Source organism: Rhodobacter capsulatus (assembly GCF_003254295.1).
Classification (GTDB): domain Bacteria; phylum Pseudomonadota; class Alphaproteobacteria; order Rhodobacterales; family Rhodobacteraceae; genus Rhodobacter; species Rhodobacter capsulatus.
In genome coordinates, this window is sequence record NZ_QKZO01000001.1 from 16687 (window position 1) to 41575 (window position 24889).

28 protein-coding genes are annotated in these 24889 nt (G+C 65.7%); 24 read left to right on the forward strand and 4 right to left on the reverse strand.

The window, feature by feature from the left end:
* Positions 1-163 precede the first annotated feature (163 nt).
* The 8 genes from LY44_RS00095 (at position 164) to LY44_RS00130 (ending at position 6522) form a co-directional block, all read left to right on the forward strand.
* Entirely contained in the window at positions 164-1933 is a 1770-nt protein-coding gene (locus tag LY44_RS00095) for a DNA polymerase III subunit gamma/tau (RefSeq protein WP_055209382.1), read from the forward strand.
* An 89-nt stretch (positions 1934-2022) separates the two neighbouring features.
* Positions 2023-2367 (forward strand): YbaB/EbfC family nucleoid-associated protein, encoded by a 345-nt coding sequence (locus tag LY44_RS00100; protein WP_023922022.1) that lies wholly within the window; start codon positions 2023-2025, stop codon positions 2365-2367.
* A 14-nt stretch (positions 2368-2381) separates the two neighbouring features.
* On the forward strand, positions 2382-2981 hold the full coding sequence (gene recR, locus LY44_RS00105) for a recombination mediator RecR (RefSeq protein WP_055209380.1): 600 nt from the start codon (positions 2382-2384) through the stop codon (positions 2979-2981).
* A complete protein-coding gene (locus LY44_RS00110; protein ID WP_055209378.1) occupies positions 2981-3328 on the forward strand; it encodes a TfoX/Sxy family protein in 348 nt (115 codons plus the stop codon). The genes recR and LY44_RS00110 overlap by 1 nt, the downstream gene beginning before the upstream one ends.
* Before the next feature lie 74 nt (positions 3329-3402).
* Positions 3403-4068, forward strand: a complete 666-nt coding sequence (gene fzlA / locus LY44_RS00115; RefSeq protein ID WP_055209376.1) for an FtsZ-binding protein FzlA — start codon at positions 3403-3405, stop codon at positions 4066-4068.
* 159 nt (positions 4069-4227) lie between these two features.
* Complete coding sequence (gene queG / locus LY44_RS00120; protein ID WP_111395935.1) at positions 4228-5244, forward strand: tRNA epoxyqueuosine(34) reductase QueG; 1017 nt, start codon at positions 4228-4230, stop codon at positions 5242-5244.
* A gap of 37 nt (positions 5245-5281) precedes the next feature.
* Positions 5282-6232 (forward strand): DMT family transporter, encoded by a 951-nt coding sequence (locus LY44_RS00125; protein ID WP_055209372.1) that lies wholly within the window; start codon positions 5282-5284, stop codon positions 6230-6232.
* 95 nt (positions 6233-6327) lie between these two features.
* The gene (locus LY44_RS00130; protein WP_055209371.1) at positions 6328-6522 is read left to right on the forward strand and encodes a hypothetical protein; all 195 of its coding nucleotides are present in this window, start codon (positions 6328-6330) and stop codon (positions 6520-6522) included.
* A 340-nt stretch (positions 6523-6862) separates the two neighbouring features.
* On the opposite strand, the gene LY44_RS00135 is transcribed toward LY44_RS00130, so the two are convergent.
* Positions 6863-7732, reverse strand: a complete 870-nt coding sequence (locus tag LY44_RS00135) for a branched-chain amino acid aminotransferase (protein ID WP_055209369.1) — start codon at positions 7730-7732, stop codon at positions 6863-6865.
* 148 nt (positions 7733-7880) lie between these two features.
* On the opposite strand from LY44_RS00135, the gene LY44_RS00140 reads away from it, so the two are divergent.
* From LY44_RS00140 to LY44_RS00160, 5 genes are all read left to right on the forward strand, one after another.
* Positions 7881-8381, forward strand: coding sequence for a MarR family transcriptional regulator (locus tag LY44_RS00140; RefSeq protein WP_055209367.1), 501 nt, complete (start codon positions 7881-7883; stop codon positions 8379-8381).
* Positions 8381-9091 (forward strand): response regulator, encoded by a 711-nt coding sequence (locus LY44_RS00145; protein ID WP_055209365.1) that lies wholly within the window; start codon positions 8381-8383, stop codon positions 9089-9091. The genes LY44_RS00140 and LY44_RS00145 overlap by 1 nt, the downstream gene beginning before the upstream one ends.
* Positions 9092-9285: 194 nt before the next feature.
* A complete protein-coding gene (gene petA / locus LY44_RS00150) occupies positions 9286-9861 on the forward strand; it encodes a ubiquinol-cytochrome c reductase iron-sulfur subunit (protein ID WP_055209364.1) in 576 nt (191 codons plus the stop codon).
* Positions 9862-9873: 12 nt separating this feature from the next.
* Entirely contained in the window at positions 9874-11187 is a 1314-nt protein-coding gene (gene petB, locus LY44_RS00155; RefSeq protein ID WP_055209356.1) for a proton-pumping cytochrome bc1 complex subunit PetB, read from the forward strand.
* A 17-nt stretch (positions 11188-11204) separates the two neighbouring features.
* Positions 11205-12047 carry a cytochrome c1 gene (locus LY44_RS00160; protein WP_081024419.1) on the forward strand — a complete coding sequence of 281 codons (843 nt, stop codon included), beginning with the start codon at positions 11205-11207 and terminating at the stop codon, positions 12045-12047.
* A 99-nt stretch (positions 12048-12146) separates the two neighbouring features.
* On the opposite strand, the gene LY44_RS00165 is transcribed toward LY44_RS00160, so the two are convergent.
* The gene (locus LY44_RS00165; RefSeq protein ID WP_055209354.1) at positions 12147-12773 is read right to left on the reverse strand and encodes a TetR/AcrR family transcriptional regulator; all 627 of its coding nucleotides are present in this window, start codon (positions 12771-12773) and stop codon (positions 12147-12149) included.
* A 139-nt stretch (positions 12774-12912) separates the two neighbouring features.
* Between LY44_RS00165 and LY44_RS00170 the strand changes: the two genes are divergently transcribed.
* The 11 genes from LY44_RS00170 (at position 12913) to LY44_RS00215 (ending at position 23229) form a co-directional block, all read left to right on the forward strand.
* Entirely contained in the window at positions 12913-13356 is a 444-nt protein-coding gene (locus LY44_RS00170) for a tellurite resistance TerB family protein (protein WP_055209352.1), read from the forward strand.
* Positions 13357-13487: 131 nt separating this feature from the next.
* Positions 13488-14285 (forward strand): ABC transporter ATP-binding protein, encoded by a 798-nt coding sequence (locus tag LY44_RS00175; RefSeq protein WP_055209350.1) that lies wholly within the window; start codon positions 13488-13490, stop codon positions 14283-14285.
* A 35-nt stretch (positions 14286-14320) separates the two neighbouring features.
* The gene (locus tag LY44_RS00180; protein WP_055209348.1) at positions 14321-15040 is read left to right on the forward strand and encodes a transporter substrate-binding domain-containing protein; all 720 of its coding nucleotides are present in this window, start codon (positions 14321-14323) and stop codon (positions 15038-15040) included.
* A gap of 90 nt (positions 15041-15130) precedes the next feature.
* Positions 15131-16012 carry an ABC transporter permease gene (locus LY44_RS00185; RefSeq protein ID WP_055209346.1) on the forward strand — a complete coding sequence of 294 codons (882 nt, stop codon included), beginning with the start codon at positions 15131-15133 and terminating at the stop codon, positions 16010-16012.
* Positions 16009-16842 (forward strand): ABC transporter permease, encoded by an 834-nt coding sequence (locus tag LY44_RS00190; RefSeq protein ID WP_055209344.1) that lies wholly within the window; start codon positions 16009-16011, stop codon positions 16840-16842. Before LY44_RS00185 ends, LY44_RS00190 begins: the two co-directional genes overlap by 4 nt.
* Positions 16843-16846: 4 nt before the next feature.
* Positions 16847-18178, forward strand: a complete 1332-nt coding sequence (locus LY44_RS00195) for a glutamine synthetase family protein (protein ID WP_055209342.1) — start codon at positions 16847-16849, stop codon at positions 18176-18178.
* A 197-nt stretch (positions 18179-18375) separates the two neighbouring features.
* Entirely contained in the window at positions 18376-19062 is a 687-nt protein-coding gene (locus LY44_RS00200; RefSeq protein WP_055209340.1) for a type 1 glutamine amidotransferase, read from the forward strand.
* 2 nt (positions 19063-19064) lie between these two features.
* The gene (locus LY44_RS17770; RefSeq protein WP_160320028.1) at positions 19065-19235 is read left to right on the forward strand and encodes a hypothetical protein; all 171 of its coding nucleotides are present in this window, start codon (positions 19065-19067) and stop codon (positions 19233-19235) included.
* A 38-nt stretch (positions 19236-19273) separates the two neighbouring features.
* Positions 19274-20641, forward strand: a complete 1368-nt coding sequence (locus LY44_RS00205) for a glutamine synthetase family protein (RefSeq protein ID WP_055209338.1) — start codon at positions 19274-19276, stop codon at positions 20639-20641.
* 3 nt (positions 20642-20644) lie between these two features.
* Positions 20645-21952, forward strand: a complete 1308-nt coding sequence (locus LY44_RS00210; RefSeq protein WP_055209336.1) for an NAD(P)/FAD-dependent oxidoreductase — start codon at positions 20645-20647, stop codon at positions 21950-21952.
* Between the two features lie 92 nt (positions 21953-22044).
* Positions 22045-23229: a DegT/DnrJ/EryC1/StrS family aminotransferase gene (locus LY44_RS00215; protein ID WP_055209334.1), complete on the forward strand. Its 1185-nt coding sequence runs from the start codon at positions 22045-22047 to the stop codon at positions 23227-23229.
* A 157-nt stretch (positions 23230-23386) separates the two neighbouring features.
* On the opposite strand, the gene LY44_RS00220 is transcribed toward LY44_RS00215, so the two are convergent.
* Together LY44_RS00220 and rlmB are read right to left on the reverse strand one after the other, a co-directional pair.
* The gene (locus tag LY44_RS00220; protein ID WP_055209332.1) at positions 23387-23806 is read right to left on the reverse strand and encodes a CoA-binding protein; all 420 of its coding nucleotides are present in this window, start codon (positions 23804-23806) and stop codon (positions 23387-23389) included.
* A 202-nt stretch (positions 23807-24008) separates the two neighbouring features.
* The gene (gene rlmB, locus LY44_RS00225) at positions 24009-24803 is read right to left on the reverse strand and encodes a 23S rRNA (guanosine(2251)-2'-O)-methyltransferase RlmB (protein WP_055209330.1); all 795 of its coding nucleotides are present in this window, start codon (positions 24801-24803) and stop codon (positions 24009-24011) included.
* Positions 24804-24889: the final 86 nt, after the last annotated feature.

The window sequence follows — 24889 nt, forward strand, 5'->3', positions numbered from 1 at the left end:
CCTGAGCCGGAGTCTTGAGCAAGAGGCGGCCCGTTTCAAGCGACATCTGGCCTTGCGCGTCCGCAGGACTGCGAGGGCGCGGGGCAATGCCTCGCTTCGGGGCGGGGATCGGTTTGACTTGCGCGCCCCCGCGGGTAGAGTGGCGCCGAACCGAGGAGACCCCATGACCGACGCCGACAGCCCCGCCGCGACCTCTTCGGGCTATCAGGTCCTTGCGCGCAAATACCGCCCCGCCACCTTCGCCGATCTGATCGGGCAGGAGGCGATGGTGCGCACGCTGAAAAACGCCTTTGCGGCGTCACGGATCGCGCAGGCCTTCATCATGACCGGCATCCGCGGCACCGGCAAGACGACGACGGCGCGGATCATCGCCAAGGGGCTGAACTGCATCGGCCCCGACGGCACCGGCCAGCCGACGACCGAGCCTTGCGGGGTCTGCGAACATTGCCGCGCCATCGCCGAGGGGCGGCATGTCGATGTGCTGGAGATGGACGCGGCATCCCGCACCGGCGTCGGCGACATCCGGGAAATCATCGAAAGCGTGAACTACCGGGCGGCCTCGGCGCGCTACAAGGTCTATATCATCGACGAAGTGCACATGCTCTCGACCTCGGCCTTCAACGCGCTGTTGAAGACGCTCGAGGAACCGCCCGCGCATGTGAAATTCATCTTCGCCACCACCGAGATCCGCAAGGTGCCGGTGACGGTTCTGTCGCGCTGCCAGCGGTTTGATTTGCGCCGGATCGAGCCCGAGGTGATGATCAACCACCTGTCCAAAGTCGCGACGCAGGAAAACGCCCAGATCGCCCCGGACGCGCTGGCGCTGATCACCCGCGCCGCCGAGGGCTCCGTCCGCGATGCGATGTCGCTGCTCGATCAGGCGATTTCGCACGGCGCGGGGGAGACCACGGCCGATCAGGTCCGCGCCATGCTGGGGCTGGCCGACCGCGCCCGGGTGCTGGATCTCTTCGACATGATCCTCAAGGGCGACGCGGCGGGGGCGCTGACCGAACTGGGCGCGCAATACAGCGACGGCGCCGATCCGATGGCGGTGCTGCGCGATCTGGCCGAGATCACGCATTGGGTCTCGGTCATCAAGATCACCCCCGAAGCCGCCGAAGACCCGACCGTGCCGCCCGAGGAACGCACCCGCGGTCAGGCCATGGCGCTGGCGATCCCGATGCGGGTGCTGTCGCGGCTGTGGCAGATGCTTTTGAAGGCGATCGAGGAGGTGTCTTCCGCGCCAAATGCGATGATGGCGGCGGAAATGGCGCTGATCCGGCTGACCCATGTCGCCGATCTGCCCGATCCGGAAACGCTGATGCGTAAGGTGATGGCGGGCCCCGGGGTGTCTGGCGGTCATGGCCCGTCGCAGGGCGGCGGGGGCGGTGGCGGTCCGCGCGCCGAGGCGACGACGCGGCACCTGCTGGGCGGGCGGCCGCTTTCCACGCAGGGATCGGCGGCGCTGGCACTGTCGCCCGCGGCCTCGGCCTTGGCGAAATATGCGCGCTTTGAGGATGTGGTGGCGCTGATCGGCCGGATGCGCGACGTGAAACTGCTGGTCGAGGTCGAAAAAGGCGTGCGGCTGGTGCATTACGCGCCGGGCCGGATCGAATTCGAACCCGCGCCGGGCGCGCCGCGCGATCTGGCGCAGACCCTGGCGCAACGGCTGCAGGGCTGGACCGGCGCGCGCTGGGGGGTCTCGGTCGTCTCCGAGGGCGGCGCCGCCACGATCGACGAGACCCGCAATGCCGCGACCCTTGCCGCCGAGGCGGAGGCGCGGGCGGAAAACCGCGTCGTGCAGGCGATCTTCGCCGCTTTCCCGCAGGCGAAATTCGAAGAGATCGTGCTCTCCGACGCGCTCGAGGCCGAACAGGCCGCCGAGGCCCTGCCCGAGGTTGAGGACGAATGGGACCCGTTCGAGGACGGCTGAGCCCCTGCACCACCCTGCGGCGCTGACCGCCTTGCCGCGGCCGCAAGCGATGCTTATCTGTGACCCGCGAAACCGATCGGAGGACCACGATGTTCAAGGGACTGGGGCAGCTTGGCGACATGGCCAAGATGATGAAGGCGGCCAAGGAAATGCAGGAGCGGATGCTGACCCTGCAGGAAGATCTGGGCCGGATGATCGTCATCGGCGAGGCCGGCGGCGGTCTGGTCAAGGCGCGCGTCACCGCCAAGGGCGAGCTGACGGGCCTTGATATCGACCCGACGATTCTGGTCGCCTCGGAAAAGGAAGTGGTCGAGGATCTGATCGTCGCCGCGGTGAAAGACGCGCAGGCGCGCGCGCAGGACAAGGCGGGCGAGGAACAGCGCAAGCTGATGACCGAGCTTGGCCTGCCCGCCGACATGGGCCTGCCCGGCTGAGATGACTACCTGAAATGACAGCCCCCCGCGACGAGATCGAGGCGCTGATCGCGCTGATGGCGCGATTGCCGGGGCTTGGGCCCCGCTCGGCCCGGCGCGCGGTGCTGCATCTGCTGCGCAAGCGCGAGGGGCAGATGGCGCCCCTTGCGGCGGCGCTGGCGCGGGTGGCCGAAACCGCCCGCGATTGCCCGATCTGCGGCAATATCGCGATGGGCGCCAGCTGCGAGATCTGCGACAGCCCCGCCCGCGCCACCGGCGAAATCTGCGTGGTCGAGGATGTCGCCGATCTTTGGGCGCTGGAACGCGGCGGCGCCTTCAAGGGCCGCTATCACGTGCTGGGCGGCACGCTTTCGGCGCTCGATGCCATCGGCCCCGAGGAATTGCGCCTCCCGCAGCTGATCGCCCGCGTCCGTGATGAGGCGGTCAGCGAAGTGATTCTGGCGCTGAACGCCACGGTCGAGGGGCAGACGACGGCGCATTACATCGCCGAGGCGCTGGAGGGCACGGGCACCCGGGTCACCTCGCTGGCGCAGGGCGTGCCGATCGGCGGCGAGCTGGATTATCTCGACGACGGCACGATCTCGGCGGCGCTGCGGGCGCGGCGGGCGCTGTGATGGCGACCAGCGCGGAAACCGTTGAATTCTTTCTGGAACAGCTCGACGGCCGCGGCGTCAGCGCGCGCAAGATGTTCGGCGAATACGGCATCTATGCGGGCGGCAAGATGGTGGCGCTGATCTGCGACGACACGCTGTTCGTGCGCCCGATCCCCGAGGCCGCCGCCTATCTGGGCACTCCGGTCGAAGGCCTGCCCTACCCCGGCGCGAAGCCGCATTTCCGCATCGAGGCCGACCTTTGGGAAGAGGCGGACTGGCTTTGGGGCCTGATCGCGCTGATGGCGCGCAGCCTGCCCGAGCCGAAGCCGAAAGCGCGTAAACCCGCCAAACCAAAGGGGAATGGTTAACGCCCTCGCATGAAGCATTGATCCCACCCCCCGCCGGGTCTATCAGGGGGAAAAGCTTGCAGCGGGTGTTGCCGATGAACCGCCTATATCACGTTGCTCTGTCGCCCTTTTGCCGCAAGGTGCGGTTGACGCTCGCCGAAAAACGCATCGAGGTCGAGCTGGTCGAAGAGCGCTACTGGGAAAAAAGCACCGATTTCCTGCGCCGCAACCCGGCCGGGAAAGTGCCGGTGCTGCGCTATGACAACCGGCTGTTTTCGGAAAGTCAGGCGATTTGCGAATATATCGACGAGGTGGTGCCCGGCCCGCCCCTGATGCCGCGCGACGCCGATGCGCGCTACGAGGTCCGCCGCCTCTGCACCTGGTTCGACGACAAGTTCAACACCGAGGTCACCGCCAAGGTGATGGGCGAACGGGTATGGAAGAAGGTGCAGAAAAAGGGTTACCCGGACAGCAAGACGGTCAAGGAAGGCCTGGGCGCGATCAAGTATCACATTGATTACATGGCCTGGCTTCTGGACAGCCGCCGCTGGCTCGCGGGCGACGTGATGACCTTGGCCGATTTCGCCGCCGCCGCGCATCTGAGCTGCCTTGACTATATCTCGGACGTCGACTGGCACCGCTCCGAAGCGGTGAAGGAATGGTATGCGAAGATCAAGTCGCGCCCGGCCTTCCGCTCGCTGCTGGCGGACCAACTGCCCGGGGTGCCGCCCTCGCCGCAATATGCGGAACTTGATTTCTGAGGCAAGCCGGGGGCTCCGCCCCCGGACCCCCGAGGTATTTGAGGCAAGATGAAACACGACCCTTTCATCTTGCCCGAAATACCTCGGGGGTGAATTTGCCGTCAGGCAAAGAGGGGGCGGCGCCCCCTGCCCCGGCCGAAGGAGGCGGAACTGGAAACGTTGAAGACCCGCCTGATTGACGAAGCGCTGGCGATCGGGTTCGCGAAAGCGCGGATCACCCGCCCCGACGCCTGTCCCGACCTGCCCGACCGGCTTTCGGCTTTTGTCGCGGCCGGGTATCACGGGCAGATGTCTTGGATGGCCGAACGGATGGAGTGGCGGGGCAACCCGGCAGCGCTTTGGCCTGAGGCGCGTTCGGTCATCCTGCTCGCCGAAAGCTACACGCCCGAGCTCGACCCGCGCGCGGCGACGCGCCATCCCGACCGCGGCGCGATTTCGGTCTATGCGCAGGGCAAGGATTACCACGATCTGGTGAAGCGGCGGCTGAAGCGGCTCGGGCGCTGGCTGATCGAGAATTCCCCTTGCGAAATCAAGGTTTTCGTCGACACCGCCCCGGTGATGGAAAAGCCGCTTTCGCAGGCCGCGGGGCTGGGCTGGCAGGGCAAGCACACCAATCTTCTGGCGCGCGATCTGGGCAATTGGGTGTTTCTGGGCGCGATCTTCACCACGGCTGATCTGCCGCCCGATGCGCCCGAGATCAGCCATTGCGGCAACTGCACCGCCTGCCTCGACGCCTGCCCGACCGGGGCCTTTGTCGCGCCTTATCAGATGGATGCGCGGCGCTGCATTTCCTATCTGACGATCGAGCACCGCGGTCCGGTCGATCCCGCGCTGCGGCCGGGGCTGGGCAACCGGATCTATGGCTGCGACGACTGTCTGGCCGCCTGCCCCTGGAACAAATTCGCCGTCACGGCGCGCGACATCGGTTACACGGCGAAACAGGGCACGCCCGCGCTGACCGAGATTCTGGCGCTTGACGACACGGCCTTTCGCGCACGTTTCGCGGGCAGCCCCATCAAGCGCATCGGCCGCGACCGGATGATCCGCAACGCGCTTTATGCGCTGGGAAATTCCGGGCGCCGGGATCTGGCCGCAGCCGCCCGCCCGCATCTGCACGACCCCGATCCCGCCGTGGCCGAAGCCGCCGCCTGGGCGCTGGCGCGGCTTGGCCTTTGACCCTTTCCTTCGGCCCGCAAAGGCGTAAGCTGGCCGCATGTCTGCCCCCTTTGCCGCCGCCAGCCTGACCCCCAACCCGGTCACCGGGATCACTTTGAAGATCCTGTCCGTTCTTGTCTTCATCGCCATGTCGACGGTGATCAAGGTTCTGGCCCCGCATGTCCCGCCGGGCGAAACCGTCTTCTTCCGCTCGCTCTTCGCCATTCCGGTCATTCTGGCCTGGCTTTTGTGGCGGCGCGAACTGTCCGTCGGGCTGAAGGTGCGCGCGCCCATGGGCCATGTCTGGCGCGGCGTCGCGGGCACCTCGGCGATGGGGCTGGGCTTTGCGGGGCTCGCCTTCCTGCCCCTGCCCGAGGTCACGGCGCTGGGCTATGCGGCCCCGCTCCTCACCGTGATCTTCGCCGCGATGTTTCTGGGCGAGGAGGTGCGGGCCTTTCGTCTGACGGCCGTCAGCCTGGGGCTGATCGGCGTCCTGATCGTGCTTTGGCCGCGGCTGGGCGATTTCGAGGGCCGCGACCCCGCCGCGACGCTGGGCGCGATGCTGGTGATCATGGGCGCGACATTCGCCGCGCTGGCGCAGGTCTTCATCCGCAAGATGGTGGCGACCGAGCGCACCTCGGCCATCGTGTTCTGGTTTTCCGTCACCTCGACGGTGCTGTCGCTGATCTCTGTGCCCTTCGGCTGGGTCCTGCCCACGCCCCATGAGGCCACGCTCTTGATTTCCTGCGGAATTCTGGGCGGGATCGGGCAGATCCTGCTGACCTCGTCCTATCGCTTCGCCGATGCCTCGATCGTGGCGCCGTTCGAATATGTCTCGATGCTGTTCGCGCTCGGCATCGGCTACTGGATGTTCGCCGAGGTGCCGACGGTCTGGATGCTGGGCGGGGCGGGGCTGATCATCGCGGCTGGCGTGATGATCATCTGGCGCGAACGGCGGCTGGGGCTGGAACGGCAGCGCGCGCGCAAGGCGGTGACGCCGCAGGGCTGAAACCCGCGCGAGATTCCGCCCGACCATGATCCTGAGCAAAGACAGGGCGGTGATTCTGTGCTAATCTTTTCTCAGATGAAGCGAAGGAGGCAACCATGACCCGTTCCATCATCGACCATGCCGAACAAGCGGCCGAAGGCACGCGGATGCGGCAATTCCTTGAAATCGACCGGCGTGGCGGCGTGCATCCGGCTGTGGATGCGCTGGTGCGGCGCCCGGCGGAGCGCTCGGAAGCTAAGGTCCGGGAGTTCCTGCGGATCGATCGCGAGGAAGCCCGGAGGGACGAGTGAACCGGACTTGCTGAAACCCGGGGGCCGAAACGGTGATGGGCATGTCTCCGGCGTGCCACCGTAGCGGCGGCATGAAAAAGACCAAGGCGGGCCGTCAGCAGATGGCCCGCCTTGGTCTTTTCGGGGTCGCGATCTCTGAAGGCGCCTGCCTTGGCCGCGGCCATGCGAGACACCTGCAGCAACCACCGCCGGGGACCAAAGTCCCCGGCCAGCGCCCGCCCCGCCCACGGCAGGCGTCGGCCTCTGCTGCGCGCGGGGCAGACGGTCTTGGTGCAAGCGATGTCCGAACGGGCGGGGAAAGGCGGTGCCTTTCCTGTTCCGCCCGAACCGAGGGGCAGGGTCAGGCCCGCACCAGCTTTTCGTAGCTTTCCGCCACGTCGCGGGTCAGCGCGCCGACCTCGAAGTGGAAATCACCGATCTTCCCCACCGGGGTCACCTCGGCCGCGGTGCCGGTCAGCCAGCACTGCTCGAAGCCCGCCAGTTCCACCGGCTCGATGTGGCGCTCATGCACGGTGATGCCCTTGCCCTTCAGCATCTCGATCACCGTCTGCCGGGTCAGACCGTTCAGGAAGCAATCCGGCAGCGGCGTGTGCACTTCGCCGTTCTTCACGAAGAACACGTTCGCGCCGGTCGCCTCGGCCACATAGCCGCGGTAATCCATCATCAGCGCGTCCGAGCAGCCCTTGGCCTCGGCGGCGTGTTTCGACATCGTGCAGATCATGTAAAGACCGGCGGCCTTCGCGGCGGAGGGGATCGTCTTCGGATCGGGGCGGCGCCATTTCGAGATGTCGAGCTTGGCGCCCTTCATCTTCGCATCGCCGTAATAGTTGCCCCATTCCCAACCGGCGATCGCCAGCCGCACCGGGTTCCTGCGCGCCGAGACCCCCATGTCGTCGCCCGCCCCGCGCCAGGCGATGGCGCGCACATAGGCGTTCGTCCAGCCGTTCGCGGCCAGCATCGCGTATTTCGCCGCCTCGATCTCTTCCACGCTGTAGGGGATCTCGAAATCCAGCAGCTCGGCCGATTTGCGCAGCCGGATCGAATGTTCCACGCCCTTGAAGATCTTGCCGTCATAGCAGCGCTCGCCCTCGAAGACGGAGGAGGCATAGTGCAGCGCATGGGTCAGGATATGGACCTTGGCATCGCGCCACTCGACCAGTTTCCCGTCCATCCAGATCTTGCCGTCACGATCGTCGTAAGCCCCGGCCATCACGCCCTCCTTGGCTGCTTCGTTTTCACAAGTTGCGCCATCTAGGTCCGTCTCGGACATAATATTGCGCAAAATCTGCGCTTCGGTAACAATTGATTCTTGGAAAGTCAACAAGGCTGACATAAAGTCGCGCAAAAGCGAGGATCACATGGCCGATACCGGAGCCCCCGGGGGCGAAACGCTCCTGTTTCTGACCGACGAACAGCTGCGCAAGGGCATCGAGGCGATGTTCTTCGCCTATCGCGGCTTCACCGCCGATCCGGACCGGATCCTGGATCAGCACGATTATGGCCGGGCGCATCACCGCGCCATCCATTTCATCAACCGCGAGCCGGGGCTGACGGTGACGACGCTGATCTCGGTTCTGGGGGTGACGAAGCAAAGCCTGAACCGGGTCTTGCGCACGCTCATTGACGACGGTCTGGTCGAAAGCCGCGTCGGTCGGCGCGACAAGCGCGAGCGGCATCTGCACCTGACCGAAAAGGGCGCGGTGCTGGAACGCGCCTTGTCCGAGGCGCAACGGGTGCGGATGCGCGCCGCCTATCGCGCGGCGGGGCCGCAGGCGGTGGCGGGCTTCCGGCAGGTGCTGGAGGCGATGATGGATCCGGCGATGCGGCGCCATTACCAGATGCTGAAGGATGCCGAATGATGTCGGCCTCGCCCCCGCATCTCTTGATCGTCGATGATGACGAACGGATTCGTGGACTTCTGCAGAAGTTCCTGATCCGCAATGGTTTTCTGGTGACTGCCGGGCGCGACGCGGCGCATGCCCGCCGCCTGCTCTCGGGGCTGGAGTTCAACCTGATCGTGCTCGACGTGATGATGCCGGGCGAGGACGGGCTTTCGCTCACCCGCGATCTGCGCACGAAGATGACGACGCCGATCCTGCTTTTGACCGCCCGCGGCGAGACCCGCGAGCGGATCGAGGGGCTCGAGGCCGGGGCCGATGATTACCTGCCCAAGCCCTTCGAGCCCAAGGAACTTCTGCTGCGTATCAATGCGATCTTGCGGCGCGTGCCCGAGGCGGTGACGGCGGGGCCGAAATATCTGTCGCTCGGGCCGCTGCGCTATGACCTCGACCGCGGCGAACTGAGCCAGGGCGATCAGCCGGTGCGCCTCACCGCGACCGAGGCCGCCTTGATGCGAATCTTCGCCGCCCATGCGGGCGAGGTGATCGGTCGGACCGAACTGATCGAGGAGCTGGGCCGGGACCGTTCCGCCAGCGCCGAGGATGCCGCGGGCGACCGCGCCGTCGACGTGCAGATCACCCGTCTGCGCCGCAAGATCGAGCCCGACCCGCGCGAGCCGCGCTACCTGCAGACGGTGCGCGGACTTGGCTACATGCTTGCACCCGATTGAGGCCTGCAAGCGCCTGCCCCAGCGACAAAAAAGCGCGAATCGGGCCGAGCCGCGGCTTTTCGCCTCACCCGCTTGTGAATGTATGCTGGACTGCGGGTTTCCCGGACGCTAAACGGGCACTGTCCGGCCGCATTCTGTGTGGCCCGCAAAGGCGCATCGACTTGAATTTCAAGTTCGGGGAAGGGAGAAGACACGTGTCCCACGCAGAAGACAACGCAGGCACTCGGAGGGATTTCCTCTATCATGCCACCGCAGCCACCGGGGTGGTGGTGACCGGCGCGGCCGTCTGGCCGTTGATCAACCAAATGAACGCTTCGGCCGACGTCAAGGCGATGTCATCGATCTTCGTCGATGTCTCGGCGGTCGAAGTGGGCACCCAGCTGACCGTGAAATGGCGCGGCAAGCCGGTGTTCATCCGGCGTCGCGACGAAAAGGACATCGAGCTGGCCCGCTCGGTGCCGCTTGGGGCGCTGCGCGACACCTCGGCGGAGAACGCGAACAAGCCGGGCGCCGAGGCGACCGACGAAAACCGCTCTCTGGCGGCGTTCGACGGCACCAACACCGGCGAATGGCTGGTGATGCTTGGCGTGTGCACCCACCTCGGCTGCGTGCCGATGGGCGACAAGTCCGGTGATTTCGGCGGCTGGTTCTGCCCCTGCCACGGCTCGCACTACGATTCGGCGGGCCGTATCCGCAAGGGTCCCGCGCCGCGCAACCTCGACATTCCGGTCGCGGCCTTCGTCGACGAAACCACGATCAAGCTGGGCTGAGGGGAAAGACACATGTCCGGAATTCCGCACGACCATTACGAGCCCAAGACGGGCATCGAGAAGTGGCTGCACGACCGCCTGCCGATCGTCGGCCTTGTCTATGACACCATCATGATCCCGACGCCGAAGAACCTGAACTGGTGGTGGATCTGGGGGATCGTCCTCGCCTTCACGCTGGTGCTGCAGATCGTCACCGGCATCGTGCTGGCGATGCACTACACGCCGCATGTCGACCTGGCCTTCGCCTCGGTCGAGCACATCATGCGCGACGTGAACGGCGGCTGGGCGATGCGCTACATCCACGCCAACGGCGCCTCGCTGTTCTTCCTCGCCGTCTACATCCACATCTTCCGCGGTCTCTACTACGGCTCCTACAAGGCCCCGCGCGAGATCACCTGGATCGTCGGCATGGTCATCTACCTGCTGATGATGGGCACCGCCTTCATGGGCTACGTGCTGCCGTGGGGCCAGATGTCGTTCTGGGGCGCCACCGTGATCACCGGCCTCTTCGGGGCGATCCCGGGCATCGGGCCGAGCATCCAGGCCTGGCTTCTGGGCGGACCGGCGGTCGACAACGCGACGCTCAACCGCTTCTTCTCGCTGCACTATCTGCTGCCCTTCGTGATCGCGGCGCTGGTCGCCATCCATATCTGGGCCTTCCACACCACCGGCAACAACAACCCGACCGGGGTTGAAGTCCGCCGCACCTCGAAAGCCGATGCCGAGAAGGACACCCTGCCCTTCTGGCCGTATTTCGTGATCAAGGACCTGTTCGCGCTGGCCCTCGTGCTGCTCGGCTTCTTCGCCGTCGTCGCCTACATGCCGAACTACCTCGGCCACCCGGACAACTACATCCAGGCCAACCCGCTCTCGACCCCGGCGCATATCGTTCCGGAATGGTACTTCCTGCCGTTCTACGCGATCCTGCGCGCCTTCGCCGCCGACGTCTGGGTGGTGATCCTGGTCGACGGTCTGACCTTCGGCATCGTCGATGCGAAGTTCTTCGGCGTGATCGCGATGTTCGGCGCCATCGCCGTGATGGCTCTGGCCCCGTGGCTCGACACCTCGAAGGTCCGTTCGGGCGCCTATCGTCCGAAGTTCCGGATGTGGTTCTGGTTCCTCGTGCTCGACTTCGTCGTGCTGACCTGGGTGGGCGCGATGCCGACCGAGTATCCCTATGACTGGATCTCGCTCATCGCCTCGACCTACTGGTTCGCCTACTTCCTCGTGATCCTGCCGCTTCTGGGCGCGACCGAGAAACCGGAACCGATCCCGGCCTCGATCGAGGAAGACTTCAACAGCCACTACGGCAATCCGGCCGAGTGAGGAAAGGAACCGACATCATGAAAAAACTTCTGATCTCTGCGGTTTCGGCCCTGGTTCTCGGTTCCGGCGCGGCCCTGGCGAACAGCAACGTGCAAGACCATGCCTTCAGCTTCGAGGGGATCTTCGGCAAGTTTGACCAGGCACAGCTGCGCCGCGGCTTCCAGGTCTACAGCGAAGTCTGCTCGACCTGCCACGGCATGAAGTTCGTGCCGATCCGCACGCTGTCGGATGACGGCGGCCCGCAGCTCGACCCGACCTTCGTGCGGGAATATGCGGCCGGGCTCGACACGATCATCGACAAGGACAGCGGCGAAGAGCGTGACCGCAAGGAAACCGACATGTTCCCGATCCGCGTCGGCGACGGCATGGGCCCGGACCTGTCGGTGATGGCGAAGGCGCGGGCGGGCTTTTCGGGCCCGGCCGGCTCCGGCATGAACCAGCTCTTCAAGGGCATTGGCGGTCCGGAATATATCTATCGCTACGTGACCGGCTTCCCCGAAGAAAACCCGGCATGCGCCCCCGAGGGCATCGACGGCTACTACTACAACGAAGTCTTCCAGGTCGGCGGCGTGCCGGACACCTGCAAGGACGCCGCCGGGATCAAGACCACCCATGGCAGCTGGGCTCAGATGCCTCCGGCGCTGTTTGACGACCTCGTGACCTACGAGGACGGCACCCCGGCGACCGTGGATCAGATGGGCCAGGACGTGGCGTCCTTCCTGATGTGGGCGGCCGAGCCGAAACTGGTTGCCCGCAAGCAGATGGGTCTGGTCGCGGTCGTCATGCTCGGCCTTTTGAGCGTGATGCTTTACCTGACCAACAAGCGTCTGTGGGCGCCCTACAAGCGCCAAAAGGCCTGAGGTCTGCCGGACAGTGAAACCGAAACGCGCCCCACGGGGCGCGTTTTGCTTTTCGGCACGGGGGGAAGACGACCGGCCGCCCGGGGGGGCCCTGCCCGCTCAGCCGCGGGCGCCGTAGCGGGCGAGGAACATCTCGATCGCGCCCTCGATCACCCGCGCGCGCCGCGCGGGCGGATAGTCCGAGGTCACGCCGCAGATGAAGCCGTGATAGGCATCGACCTTGCACAGCTCAGCGAACTGATCGGCGGCCAGCTCGAAATCCTCGATCTGCAGCTCGCCGCGCGCGACGGCCTTGCGCAGGTAGTCGACCATGCGCGACCGCACCAGAAGCGGCCCCGAGGCGTAGAACTGCTGGCCGAGTGCCGGAAACCGGTCGGTCTCGGCGACGCAAAGCCGGTAGGTCTGCAGCCCCAGCGGCGAGGTGATGTAATCGATCAGCTTGTTGGCCGCATAGCGCAGCACCTCGCGCACCGGCCTGTCGCCCTCGTTGATGAATTCCAGCGCATCATCGGCCTGACGCTGGCATTCGCCCGTCGCGATCGCCATGAACAACAGCCGCTTGTCCGGGAAATAGCTGTAAAGCGTCGCCTTGGAGACCCCGGCCTCGCGCGCGATGTCATCGACCGAGGCGCCCTCGAACCCGTCGCGCAGAAACACTTTTCGCGCGCCGTCAAGGACCTGGTCGAACTTGCGTCCCTTCTTGATACCGATTTGAACCTGCGTCATGACAAGCCCGCCTCCACGGGCGTCTCACCTTAGACCCTGGCCGGAATCCGGGCAAGCGGCGCGGGCGCGGAAAACCCCGGTTTCGATCGCCGATCCATCGCGCCCTTGCCCCCGGCCCCGGGCGCGCTAGACTGCAGCCATGTTCAAATTCCTGACGGGCCTTCTGGCCGATCCGCATCCGAAGCCGCTGACCGCGGATGACGCCGACCTTGCGCTGGCGGCGCTGCTGGTACGGCTGGCGCGGTCGGATGAACACTATGACGCGGACGAGCGTTTCCATATCGATCAGGTGCTCGCCGCGCGCTCAGGCCTGTCGCCGGCCGAAGCGGCCGAGCTGCGCGCCCGCGCCGAGGCCCTTGAAGCCGAAGCCCCCGACACCGTGCGCTTCACCCGCGCGCTGAAGGACAAGATCGCCTATGAGGACAGGATCGGCGTGATCGAGGCGCTGTGGCAGGTGGCGCTGGCCGATGACGCGCGCAACCCCGAGGAGGACGCGCTGATCCGCCTCGCCGCCCGGTTGCTGGGCGTCTCCGACCGCGATTCGGGTCTGGCGCGGCAAAGGGTGGCGGCCGGGCAGCGCTGAGCGCGGCTGTGCCCAATCCCGCGCCATCTGCCGGTAGTTTTGGCGCTTGCCCCGTGACAGACCAACTCGCCCGTTGCATTTGCCCCCGAAATCGCGCCAACTTGACTGACCGGACAAAGAGAAGCCGCAAAGTGACCAACAGCCAGACTGCCCCGAGCCCAACCGCGCCCGTCATCGAAATCAGGGATCTGCACAAGAGCTACGGCGCCCTTGAAGTGCTCAAGGGCGTGTCGGTCCGTGCCGAACGCGGCACGGTCGTGTCGCTGATCGGCTCTTCGGGCTCGGGCAAATCCACGCTTTTGCGCTGCTGCAACCTGCTTGAGGACAGCCAGTCCGGCGAGGTGATCTTTTCCGGCGAGGCGGTGACATGGACCGGCACCGGCCTTGCGCGCCGCCCCGCCGACCGCGCGCAGGTGGTGCGGTTTCGCACCAATCTCTCGATGGTGTTCCAGCAGTTCAACCTCTGGAGCCACATGACGATCCTGCAAAACGTGATGGAGGCGCCGGTGACGGTGCTGGGCCGCGACCCGAAACAGGTCGAGCCGCTCGCCCGCAGCCTTCTGGCCAAGGTCGGCATCGGCGACAAGGCCGACGCCTGGCCCGCGCAGCTCTCGGGCGGCCAGCAGCAGCGCGCCGCCATCGCGCGGGCGCTCTGCATGCAGCCGCAGGCGCTTTTGTTCGACGAGCCGACCTCGGCGCTCGATCCCGAATTGCAGCAGGAAGTGGTCAGGGTGATCAGGGATCTGGCCGCCGAACACCGCACGATGATCCTGGTGACGCATGACATGCGGCTTGCGGCGGATGTGTCGGACCATGTCGTCTTCCTGCATCAGGGCCGGATCGAGGAAGAAGGCCCGCCCGAGACCCTGTTCGGCGCGCCGAAATCCGAACGGCTGCAACAATTCCTGTCGGCGACGCTGCCGGCGTAAGCAAGAACAACAAGACCCCAACCGTGGAGAGAGCCATGAAGAAGCTGATCCTGACCGCCGCAGCGCTGGCGCTGAGCGCAGGCACCGCCCTTGCGGGCGATGTCGTGCGCATGGGCACCGAGGGCGCCTATCCGCCCTACAACTTCATCAACGACAAGGGCGAAGTGGACGGGTTCGAACGCGAACTGGGCGACACGCTTTGCACCAAGGCCACGCTGAAATGCGAATGGGTGACGAATGAATGGGACAGCATCATTCCGAACCTTCTGTCCGGCAACTATGACACGATCATCGCCGGGATGAGCATCACCGACGAGCGCAAGCAGACGATCGACTTCAGCGACAATTACAACCCGCCCGCCGCCTCGGCCTATGTGGCGACCAAGGCGGATGCCGATCTCAAGGGCGTCGTCGCGGCGCAGGTCGGCACGATCCAGGCCGATTACGTGGCGAAATCGGGCGCGACGCTTTTGGAATTCCCGACGCTCGATGACACGATCGCCGCGGTGAAGAACGGCGAGGCCGATGCGGTCTTTGCCGACAAGGACGCGCTCAAGCCCTTCGTCACCGAGGGCGGCGAGATCATGTGGACCGGCGCCGATGTGCCGCTGGGCGGCGGCATCGGCATCGGCCTGCGCAAGTCGGACACCGAGCTGAAGGCGAAGTTCGACACCGCCATCGCCGCGATGAAGGCCGACGGCTCGCTCAATGCGATGATCAAGAAGTGGTTCGGCGACGACGCGCCGGTGTTCTGAGAAAGAGCCTCCGGCGGGCGTATTTGCACCAGGAGAAGCCCCGGTTTCTTCTTGGCCCAAATACGCCCCCGCCGGAGGCGCCCCTGACCCATGTTCGACATCTGCGCCGATCCGAAATCCCTCGAGGGCCTGGCCTGGGCTCTGTGCTACCTGACCACGGGCAAGCACCTGCTGTTTTATGGCTCGTTCTTCGTGGTTCTGGCGCTGATGCTGATCGTGGCGCCGATCGCGCTGGCCTTCGGCTTTGGCGGCGCCATCGCCGCGCGCTCGGCCTTTCTGCCGCTGCGGCTGTTCGGCAAGGCCTATACCGCGATGGTGCGCGGCGTGCCCGACATCATCTTCTTCCTGTTCGTGCCCGTGGCGATGGACCAGGGGCTGGAATATCTGCGCCATCTCTGGCTCTGCCCGCCCTCTGACGCGCCGCTCTGGTCAAAGGGCGAATTCGCCGTCTGCGCCGCGGCAAAGCTGCCGCTCTCGAGCGCGCCGCAGATCTGGCACGAGATCTACGGCTTCTTCCTTGCCGTGATCGCCTTTTCCGTCGTCTTCGGCGCCTTTGCCGCCAACGTGCTTTACGGCGCGATGAACGCCGTGCCGCGGGCGCAACTCGAAACTGCCGAGGCCTACGGCATGACCACCGCGCAGGTGCGCCGTCGCATCCTGATCCCGCAGATGTGGACCTATGCGCTGCCGGGGCTGTCGAACCTGTGGATGATCCTGATCAAGGCGACACCGCTTCTGTTCCTGCTCGGCGTCGAGGATATCGTCTATTGGGCGCGCGAACTTGGCGCCACGAAATCCGCCCTTTACGACTATCCGCATGGCGACTGGCGCGTCTGGTATGTGCTGGCGCTGCTTGTCTATTACCTCGGCATGACCAAGATCTCGGAACGCGTGCTGGACCGGGTGACCAGTCGGCTGTCCAAGGGACAGGCGACGATGGCGGGCGAAGCGCAACGGAAGGCCGCGGCATGACCGACAGCTGCACGCAGATCATCGCGGATTACGCCTTCCGCTCGCTGGGCTATGGCGAGCGCGTGCTGCCGCGCTCCGACTTCACGCTGTGCCATGAATTCACCCTGATCGGCTCGGGGCTGATCTGGAACGTCTATTTCGGCACGCTGGCGCTGTTCTTCGGCTTCTTCGCCGCCACCGCGCTTGCGCTTGCGAAAGCCTCGCCCCGGGCCTGGCTGCGCCGCCCGGCCGAGGCCTTCATCTTCGTCTTCCGCGGCTCACCGCTCTTCATCCAGTTCTTCCTCGCCTACGAGATCCTGGTGCAGCTGCCGAAGGCGGGGATCACGCTGGGCGGGCTGCTGATCCCGACCGACTGGACCACCTCGGCTTGGGCGGGGGCGCTTCTGGTGCTCTTCCTCAACACCTCGGCCTATTCGGCGGAGATCTTCCACGGCGCGCTGATGGCGGTGCCCAAGGGCGATATCGAGGCCGCCGACGCTTACGGCCTGACCGGCTGGCAGAAGTTCCGCCGCATCCTGTGGCCCACCACGCTGCGCCTTGCCTGGCCCGCCTATACGAACGAGGCGATCTTTCTGTTTCACGCGACGACGATCGTCTTTTTCTCCGGCTTTCCGGCGTATCAGCAGCGCGGCGACGCGCTTTATTACGCCAAGTTCTTCGCGGACAAGACATTCAACCCATTCATCCCCTACCCGATTGCCGCCTTCTACTTCATTCTGGTCACGTTGACGCTGATCGGGTTGTTCGGGATGATCAACCGCCGTCTGAACCGGCATCTTCCGGGGCAATCCCGCCCCAAGCTGAGGATCAGACCGCAAATCATCAGGTGAGGACATGGACTGGCTGAAGGAGCATCCCGAGGTGCGCACCATTCGCGTGGCTGCGGCGGACCTCAACGGGGTGGCACGGGGTAAGCGCATACCCGCACGTTTCGCAAGCAAGGTTTTTTCCGAGGGAACACGATTTCCGTTCTCGGTGATGAACCTCGACATCTGGGGCGAGGACATCGAGGAAAGTCCGCTGGTCTTCGAGACCGGCGACTGCGATGGCCTGTTGCGCCCGACAGAACGGGGCTTCATGCCGATGCCCTGGCTCGAGGCGCCGACGGCGCTTTTGCCGATCTGGATGTTCCACATGGACGGCCGCCCCTATGCGGGCGATCCCCGGCAGGCGCTGGCGCGGGTCAAGGACCGCTACACCGCGCTTGGCCTGAGGCCCGTGGTGGCGACCGAGCTTGAATTCTTCCTGATCGACGACAGCGGCACGAAGCTGCGCGTGCCGCCCTCGCCCCGCTCGGGCAAGCGCCGCACCGGGGGGGAAATCCTGTCGCTGCGGGCGCTTGACGCCTTTGACGGCTTCTTCACCGCGCTTTACGAGGCCTGCGAGGTGATGGACATTCCCGCGGATACGGCGATTTCCGAAGCCGGCCCGGGGCAGTTCGAGATCAACCTGGTGCATCAGGCCGATCCCTTGAAGGCCGCCGATGACACCTGGCTGTTCAAGATGCTGGTCAAGGGTCTGGCGCGCCAGCACGGCTTTGCCGCCTCGTTCATGGCGAAACCCTATGACCTGTGGTCCGGCAACGGCATGCACACGCATTTCTCGATCCTCGATCGGGACGGCCAGAACATCTTCGACGACGGCACCGAGAAGGGCTCGGACAATCTGCGCCATGCGGTGGCGGGCTGTCTGGCCGCGCTGCCGGGGTCCACGCTGATCTTTGCGCCGCATCAGAACAGCTACACGCGGCTGGTGCCGAATGCCCATGCGCCCACGGGCATCGGCTGGGCCTATGAGAACCGCACCGCGGCCTTGCGGATCCCGTCTTCGGGGCCCTCGGCGCGGCGGATCGAGCATCGGGTGGCGGGGGGGGACGTGAACCCCTATCTGATGATCGCGGCGATTCTGGGGGCGGCGCTGGTCGGCATCGAGGACAAGATGGTCCCCGACGAGCCGATCGTCGGCAATGCCTATGCGCAATATCTGCCGCAGCTGCCGGGGACGTGGAATCTGGCGATCAACCAGTTCGACAGCTGCCCGCTGATCAAGCGCATCTTCGAGGAAGAGCTGATCGAGAACTTCCTGATGACCAAGCGTCAGGAGATCCACTACATGGCGGAACTGTCCGAGGAAGAGCAGACCGAGCTTTATCTCGACACCGTGTAAGAAGGGGGGCTCTGCCCCCCGTCCCTGCGGGCCTCCCCCCAAAATATTTGGCCGGGATATTTGGACCAAGGTGAAACAACAGGCATCTGCTTTCACCTTGGATCAAATATCCGCGGGGGGGCCGGGGGGCAGCCAGCCCCCCCTTGCCCGGGCGGCGCGGCAGGGCTACCGTCAAAGAACCCAATCACGAGACTTTCATGCGCATCGGCATCCTGCAGACAGGCCAGTCCCCCGACGTGTTGCGAGGGGAGGCGGGCGATTATCCCGACATGTTCGTGGCGCTTTTGCGCGATCACGGGCTGACGTTTCAGACCTTCAATGTCGAGGCGATGGAGTTTCCCGCCTCGGTGCATGATTGCGAGGGCTGGCTGATCACCGGCTCGCGGCATGGCGCCTATGAGAGCCACCCGTTCATCGCGCCGCTTGAGGATTTCATCCGCAAGGCGATCGCGGAAAAGGTGCCGATGGTGGGCATCTGCTTTGGCCATCAGATCATCGCCCAGGCGATGGGCGGCAAGGTCGAGCGCTTTCCGGGCGGTTGGGCGGTCGGGCCGCAGACCTATGATTTCGGCGGCGATCCGGTGGTCTTGAACGCCTGGCACCGCGATCAGGTGACGGCGCGCCCCGAGGCGGCAAAGGTCATCGCCTGCAACGAGTTTTGCGAAAACGCCGCGCTGGTTTACGGCGATACCGCGCTGACGATCCAGGCACATCCCGAATTCCGCGATGCCTTTGTCGAGGGGCTGATGGCGGCGCGCGGCCCGGGTCTTGTCCCCGATCCGCTGATGGCCGAGGCGCGGGCAAAGATGGCCACGGGCCGCGGCACCGATTCCGCCCGCGTGGCCGAGCGCATCGCCGCATTCTTCCGCGCGAAACGGGGGTAACCATGTGCCTTGCACCGCAGCCCTGCCCCTCTCCCTTCACCGCCCCCGCGGCGATGGAGGGGCGGCGCGCGGCGGCGGCGCATCGCAAGCCGATCCTGACCGGCTGTGCCGATCCCGAATTCTTCTCCGAAGGCGTGCCGCTGGCCCGCCTGATGCCCGACCCCGAGGCGTGACGTCCGACTTCCCTCAAACATTTTGGAAAGCGAAAGACATGTCACGCAAATCCCCGGACTGGACCGCCCTTATCCCGAAAGCCGCCCGCGACTACATCGCCGGGCGCCGCCTTGACGAGGTGGAATGCATCGTCGCCGACATCGCGGGTGTCGCCCGCGGCAAGGCCATGCCCGCCTCGAAATTCGCCTATCAGGACCGCTTCTACCTGCCGAATTCGATCTTTCTGCAGACGATCACCGGCGAATGGGCCGACAACCCGATGGGCGCTTTCACCGAGCCCGACATGGTGCTGACCCCCGACTGGACCACCACCTCGGCCGCGCCCTGGACCGCCGACATCACGTTGCAGGTGATCCACGACGTCTTCGACCAGAACGGCGAACCGATGCCGGTGGCGCCGCGCAATGTGCTCAAGCGCGTCGTCGCGCTTTACGAGGCCGAGGGCTGGAAACCGATCGTCGCCCCCGAGATGGAATTCTTCCTTGTCGCGCGCAACATCGACCCGAACCAGCCGATCATCCCGCCGATGGGGCGGTCCGGGCGGCGGGCGGCGGCGAAACAGGCCTATTCGATGAGCGCCGTCGATGAATATGGCCCGGTGATCGACGACATCTACGACTTCGCCGAGGCGCAGGGCTTCGAGATCGACGGCATCTTGCAGGAAGGCGGCGCGGGGCAGGTCGAGATCAACCTCGCCCATGGCGATCCGGTGGCGCTCGCCGATCAGATCTTCTACTTCAAGCGGCTGATCCGCGAGGCCGCGCTGCGCCACGATTGCTTCGCCACCTTCATGGCGAAACCGATCGAGGGCGAACCGGGCTCGGCCATGCATATCCACCAGTCGGTGATCGATGCGAAGACCGGGCGGAACATCTTTTCAAACCCCGATGGCGGCGAGAGCGAGGCGTTCTTGCATTTCATTGCGGGCATGCAGACGCATCTGCCCGCGGTGGTGGCGCTGCTTGCGCCTTATGTGAACAGCTATCGCCGTTACGTCCCGGATTTCGCGGCGCCGATCAACATCGAATGGGGCCGCGACAACCGCACCACCGGGCTGCGGGTGCCGATCTCGGACCCCTCCGGGCGGCGGCTGGAAAACCGGCTCGCGGGGATGGATTGCAACCCCTATCTCGGCCTCGCCGCCTCGATGGTTTGCGGCTATCTGGGGCTGAAGGAGAAAAAGATGCCGCGGGCGGAATGTCAGGGCGACGCCTATATGGGCGAGACCGACCTGCCCTTCAATCTGGGCGACGCGCTGGATCTGTTTTCCGACAGCGGCCCGGTGCGCGAGGCTTTGGGGATCGAGTTCTGCACCGTGTATGAGGCGGTCAAACGCAACGAATACAAGGAGTTCCTGCAGGTCATCAGCCCCTGGGAACGCGAACACCTGCTTTTGAACGTGTGACGCATGGATCTGTTGCATGTGAATGACAAGGCGGGGGAATACCCCGCCAGCTTCTACGCATCGACCCGCGATCCCGCGCCCGAGCGGCCCGCGTTGGCGGGCGAGGTTCGCGCCGATGTCTGCGTGGTGGGCGGCGGCTATACCGGGCTTTCCGCGGCGCTGCATCTGGCGCGGGCGGGGCGGCGCGTCGTCGTACTGGAAGCACACCGGGCGGGCTTTGGCGCCTCGGGCCGCAACGGCGGGCAGATCGGCTCTGGGCAGCGGCTCGATGTCGGCACGCTGGAAAAGCTGGTGGGCAAGGAAACGACGCGCAGGCTGTGGGACATGGCCGAGGAGGCGAAGGCGCTGACCTATGCGCTCTCCGATCAGGCGGGCGTGCCCACGCGGCGCGGCGTCGCGCATCTGGGCCGCAAACGGTCCGAGGTCGCCTGGCTGCAGGACGAGGCCGCGCATCTGGCCGCCCATTACGGCTATGACCAGATCGAGACCTTGGACAAGGCGGCGGCGCAAGCGCTGGTGCCCTCGCCCGTCTATACCGGCGGCGACCTCGATCATGACGCGGGCCATGTGCATCCGTTGAACCTCTGTCTGGGTCTGGCGCGTCTGGCCGAGGCGGCGGGCGCGGTGATTTACGAGCGTTCGGCGGTGGTGAAGATCCGCCACGGGCAGCGCGCGGGCGACACCAGCCGGATCGAGACGGCGCAGGGCCATGTGATCGCGGATCACGTGGTTCTGGGGGCGAACGGCTACCTTGACCGGCTCGAACCGCAGATCGCCGCCCGCGTCATGCCGATCAACAATTACATCGTCGCGACCGAGCCTTTGGGCGCGCGTGTGCGCGAGGTGCTGACCCGCGACATCGCCGCCCATGATCTGAAATTCGTGGTCAATTACTGGCGTTTGCACGAAGACCGGCTGATCTTTGGCGGCGGCGAGACCGTCAGCTATCGCTTTCCTACTGACATCGCCGCAAAGGTGCGCAAGCCCTTGGAAGAGGTCTATCCGCAGCTGAAAGGCGTGAAATTCACCCATGCCTGGGGCGGCACGCTGGCGATTACCGTGAACCGGATGCCCTGCTTTCGGCGTCCGGCGCCGAATTGCCTCTCGGCCTCGGGCTATTCCGGCCATGGGGTGGCGCTGGCGATCCATGCGGGCAAACTCATGGCCGAGGCGATCACCGCGACGGGCGACGGTTTCGACGTGATGGCGAACCTGCCGCAACCCAGCTTTCCGGGGGGTACGGCGCTGCGGTTTCCGTTGCTTCTGGCCGGGATGACCTGGTTTTCGCTGCGCGACCGGCTGGGCCTCTAGGCGGCGCTTGGCCGCGTCGCGAAACTTTCACTTGGCGGGCGCGGGGCACGGGTCTAAAGCGTTTCTGAATGTCACATTCAGGAAAGCTGAACATGCCCCGCGACGGTCAGACCCCTCCGAATTGCTATGATGCCGAACCGATCCCCGAGGCCGCCCGCGCCGAGATCGAGCGGCTGCTCGCCACCGGGGATCTGTTCCGCTACACCTCCGAGAATGCGCCGGTGGCGCAGCTGGAAGCCGAATTCGCCGCGTTGATGGGGGTGCGCTATGCGGTCTGTGTCGCCTCCTGCTCCGCCGCGCTGTTCCTGTCGCTGAAAGCTTTGGACCTGCCGCGCGGCGCGCGCGTGCTGGTGCCCGCCTTCACCTTTGCCGCCGTGCCCTCGGCGATCGTCCATGCCGATTGCGAGCCGGTGCTGGTCGAGGTGGGGTCGAATTTCCGCATTGATCTGGACGACTTCCGCGCCAAATTCGACGACACGATCGCGGCGGTGATGATCAGCCACATGCGCGGCCACACCTCGGACATGGATGTGATCCTGGAACTGGCCGAGGCCAAGGGCGTGCCGGTGATCGAGGATGCGGCGCACAGCTTGGGCACGCTCTGGCACGGGCGCAAGATCGGCACGATCGGGAAGATCGGCTGCTTCAGCTTCCAGAGCTACAAGATGGTGAATGCGGGCGAAGGCGGCGTTCTGGTGACCGACGATCCCGAGCTTGCTGCCCGCGCGATCATCATGTCGGGCGCCTATGAGCAGAACTGGAAGAAGCACCCGGGGTTGCAAAACAGCTTCGTGCATTGGCAAAACAAGCTGCCGCTTTACAACACGCGGATGCAGAACCTGTCCGCCGCAGTGATCCGCCCGCAACTGCCCGAGCTGGAGCGGCGCGTCAGCGCGGGGCTGGCGAACCACGACTATGTGGCTGAAAAGCTGAACCAAAGCCCCTGGCTCGATGTGCCGCCGCCGCTGGGCCCGGAAACCCGCGCGCCGGACAGCCTGCAGTTCAATCTGGTGGGCGACTGGACCGATGCCGAGGCGATCCGGCTGCAGGACGAGGCGAAAGCCCGCGGCGTTTCCGTGCAGGTTTTCGGGCTTTCCCCCGACAATGCCCGCGCCTTCTGGAACTGGCAGTTTCTGGGCGCGCAGCCCGATCTGCCGAAAACCCGCGCGATGCTGATGCGCGCCTGCGACACCCGCCTGCCCGCGCGGCTGACCCGCCCCGAGCTTGATTTCATCGCCAGCGCGATCGTCGAAGCCGCCGCAGCGGTGAAGGGCTGAGGCAAGGGGGGGGGCGCTGCCCCCTCTTTGCGCTGACGCGCAAATTCACCCCCGGGATATTTGCACCAAGGTGAAAGCAGCCCCGGGGTTCATTTCACCTTGGCTCAAATATCCCGGGGGGTGAATGCGAAGCAGAGGGGGGCAGAGCCCCCCTTTCTCACATTCCCAGCCGCGCGATCTCGAGTTTCGGGCAGCGGTCCATCACCACCAGCTTGCCCGCCGCCCTGGCCCGCGCCGCCGCCTCGGGGTGGATCACGCCCAACTGCAGCCAGAGCACACGCGCCTCGGGGCGATGGGTCAGCATCTGGTCGACCACCCCGGGCACGGCTTCGGGGGCGCGAAAGACATCGACCATGTCGATGACAATCTCTTGCGGGATCGCCGCCAGATCGGGATAGACCGTCTCGCCCAGCGCGCTTTGCCCGGCCAGCCCCGGATTGACCGGAATCACCCGGTAGCCGCGCGCCTGCAAAAAGGCCGCCACCGCCTGCGCGGGGCGGTCGGGATTGGCGGAATAGCCTACAAGCGCAATCGTGCGGGTCGTGGTCAGGATCTCGCGTAGCTCGGCATCACGCATCGGCGCCTCCGGTCAAGAAAAAGCGCCCGGACCACAGGGGGCACCGGGCGCGAAAGTGCGGAACGAGGGACAGTGACAGTCAACGCGGAGGTTCCGGCTCCGCGTCTCACCACTGAGACATAGGGATGTGAAAGCCGCGTTAAAGGGTCGCAGCAAAAGATTCCGCGAAAATCGCCCTTTCGTGATCTTCCCCTCCTGTCGGTCAGCCGCCGTTGCGGGCGCTGGTCGCGGCATAAAGCGCCACCGCCGCCGCATTCGACACGTTGAGCGAGCCGAAGGCCCCGGAAAAGGGCACCCGCACCAGATGATCGCAGGTCTCGCGGGTCTTTTCGCGCAGCCCCGGCCCCTCGGCGCCCAGAACGATCGCCACCGGCCGCGTGCCCACCTGCGCCAGCCCCTCGGCAAGCGTCATCGTGGCCTCGCCCGCCAGACCGATCAGCACATAGCCCATGTCGCGCAGCTCACCCATCGCGTCGGAAAGATTGGTGATGCGCAGATAGGGCTGGCGCTCCAGCGCCCCCGAGGCGGTCTTCGCCAAAGCCCCGGTTTCGGGCGCGGAATGGCGCGCGGGCGCGACGACGGCGCGGGCGCCGAAGACCTCGGCCGAGCGCAGGATCGCGCCGACGTTATGCGGATCGGTGACCCGGTCCAGCAGCACGATCAAGGGCAGCCCCGCGCCGGTCAGCGCGACATCGGAAAGCTTGCCCCAGTCGAGCGGCTTGACCTCCAGCGCGGCGCCCTGATGCACCTGATCGGGGCCCAGCGGCACCTGCGCATCGAACTTGCGCGGCTCGATGATCTCGGGCTCCAGCCCGCCGGCCGCGATCGCCTCGCCCAGCTTGTCGGCGGCGTTCTTCGTCAGCACGAGCCGCAGCTTGACCCGATCGGGGTTCATCAGCGCGTCGCGCACCGCATGCAGACCGAAGAGCCACAGCGTTTCCGCCGCCGCGGCCCGCTTGGCGCGTTCCTTCTCGATCACCCAGTCCGGTTTCTTCATCTTGCACCTCTGTTTCGATCTTCTGTGCGCTGCAGGACCCGCTTTGGCAAGGGGGCGCAAAATGCTGCTTGACGCCCCCCGCCCCC

Excerpts from the sequence above, each read along its gene's own strand:
- LY44_RS00095 (WP_055209382.1), top strand. The coding sequence starts at position 164 with ATGACCGACGCCGACAGCCCCGCCGCGACCTCTTCGGGCTATCAGGTC.
- LY44_RS00100 (WP_023922022.1), top strand. The coding sequence starts at position 2,023 with ATGTTCAAGGGACTGGGGCAGCTTGGCGACATGGCCAAGATGATGAAG.
- recR (WP_055209380.1), top strand. The coding sequence starts at position 2,382 with ATGACAGCCCCCCGCGACGAGATCGAGGCGCTGATCGCGCTGATGGCG.
- LY44_RS00110 (WP_055209378.1), top strand. The coding sequence starts at position 2,981 with ATGGCGACCAGCGCGGAAACCGTTGAATTCTTTCTGGAACAGCTCGAC.
- fzlA (WP_055209376.1), top strand. The coding sequence starts at position 3,403 with ATGAACCGCCTATATCACGTTGCTCTGTCGCCCTTTTGCCGCAAGGTG.
- LY44_RS00125 (WP_055209372.1), top strand. The coding sequence starts at position 5,282 with ATGTCTGCCCCCTTTGCCGCCGCCAGCCTGACCCCCAACCCGGTCACC.
- LY44_RS00130 (WP_055209371.1), top strand. The coding sequence starts at position 6,328 with ATGACCCGTTCCATCATCGACCATGCCGAACAAGCGGCCGAAGGCACG.
- LY44_RS00135 (WP_055209369.1), bottom strand. The coding sequence starts at position 7,732 with ATGGCCGGGGCTTACGACGATCGTGACGGCAAGATCTGGATGGACGGG.
- LY44_RS00140 (WP_055209367.1), top strand. The coding sequence starts at position 7,881 with ATGGCCGATACCGGAGCCCCCGGGGGCGAAACGCTCCTGTTTCTGACC.
- LY44_RS00145 (WP_055209365.1), top strand. The coding sequence starts at position 8,381 with ATGTCGGCCTCGCCCCCGCATCTCTTGATCGTCGATGATGACGAACGG.
- petB (WP_055209356.1), top strand. The coding sequence starts at position 9,874 with ATGTCCGGAATTCCGCACGACCATTACGAGCCCAAGACGGGCATCGAG.
- LY44_RS00160 (WP_081024419.1), top strand. The coding sequence starts at position 11,205 with ATGAAAAAACTTCTGATCTCTGCGGTTTCGGCCCTGGTTCTCGGTTCC.
- LY44_RS00165 (WP_055209354.1), bottom strand. The coding sequence starts at position 12,773 with ATGACGCAGGTTCAAATCGGTATCAAGAAGGGACGCAAGTTCGACCAG.
- LY44_RS00170 (WP_055209352.1), top strand. The coding sequence starts at position 12,913 with ATGTTCAAATTCCTGACGGGCCTTCTGGCCGATCCGCATCCGAAGCCG.
- LY44_RS00180 (WP_055209348.1), top strand. The coding sequence starts at position 14,321 with ATGAAGAAGCTGATCCTGACCGCCGCAGCGCTGGCGCTGAGCGCAGGC.
- LY44_RS00185 (WP_055209346.1), top strand. The coding sequence starts at position 15,131 with ATGTTCGACATCTGCGCCGATCCGAAATCCCTCGAGGGCCTGGCCTGG.
- LY44_RS00190 (WP_055209344.1), top strand. The coding sequence starts at position 16,009 with ATGACCGACAGCTGCACGCAGATCATCGCGGATTACGCCTTCCGCTCG.
- LY44_RS00195 (WP_055209342.1), top strand. The coding sequence starts at position 16,847 with ATGGACTGGCTGAAGGAGCATCCCGAGGTGCGCACCATTCGCGTGGCT.
- LY44_RS00200 (WP_055209340.1), top strand. The coding sequence starts at position 18,376 with ATGCGCATCGGCATCCTGCAGACAGGCCAGTCCCCCGACGTGTTGCGA.
- LY44_RS17770 (WP_160320028.1), top strand. The coding sequence starts at position 19,065 with ATGTGCCTTGCACCGCAGCCCTGCCCCTCTCCCTTCACCGCCCCCGCG.
- LY44_RS00205 (WP_055209338.1), top strand. The coding sequence starts at position 19,274 with ATGTCACGCAAATCCCCGGACTGGACCGCCCTTATCCCGAAAGCCGCC.
- LY44_RS00210 (WP_055209336.1), top strand. The coding sequence starts at position 20,645 with ATGGATCTGTTGCATGTGAATGACAAGGCGGGGGAATACCCCGCCAGC.
- LY44_RS00215 (WP_055209334.1), top strand. The coding sequence starts at position 22,045 with ATGCCCCGCGACGGTCAGACCCCTCCGAATTGCTATGATGCCGAACCG.
- LY44_RS00220 (WP_055209332.1), bottom strand. The coding sequence starts at position 23,806 with ATGCGTGATGCCGAGCTACGCGAGATCCTGACCACGACCCGCACGATT.
- rlmB (WP_055209330.1), bottom strand. The coding sequence starts at position 24,803 with ATGAAGAAACCGGACTGGGTGATCGAGAAGGAACGCGCCAAGCGGGCC.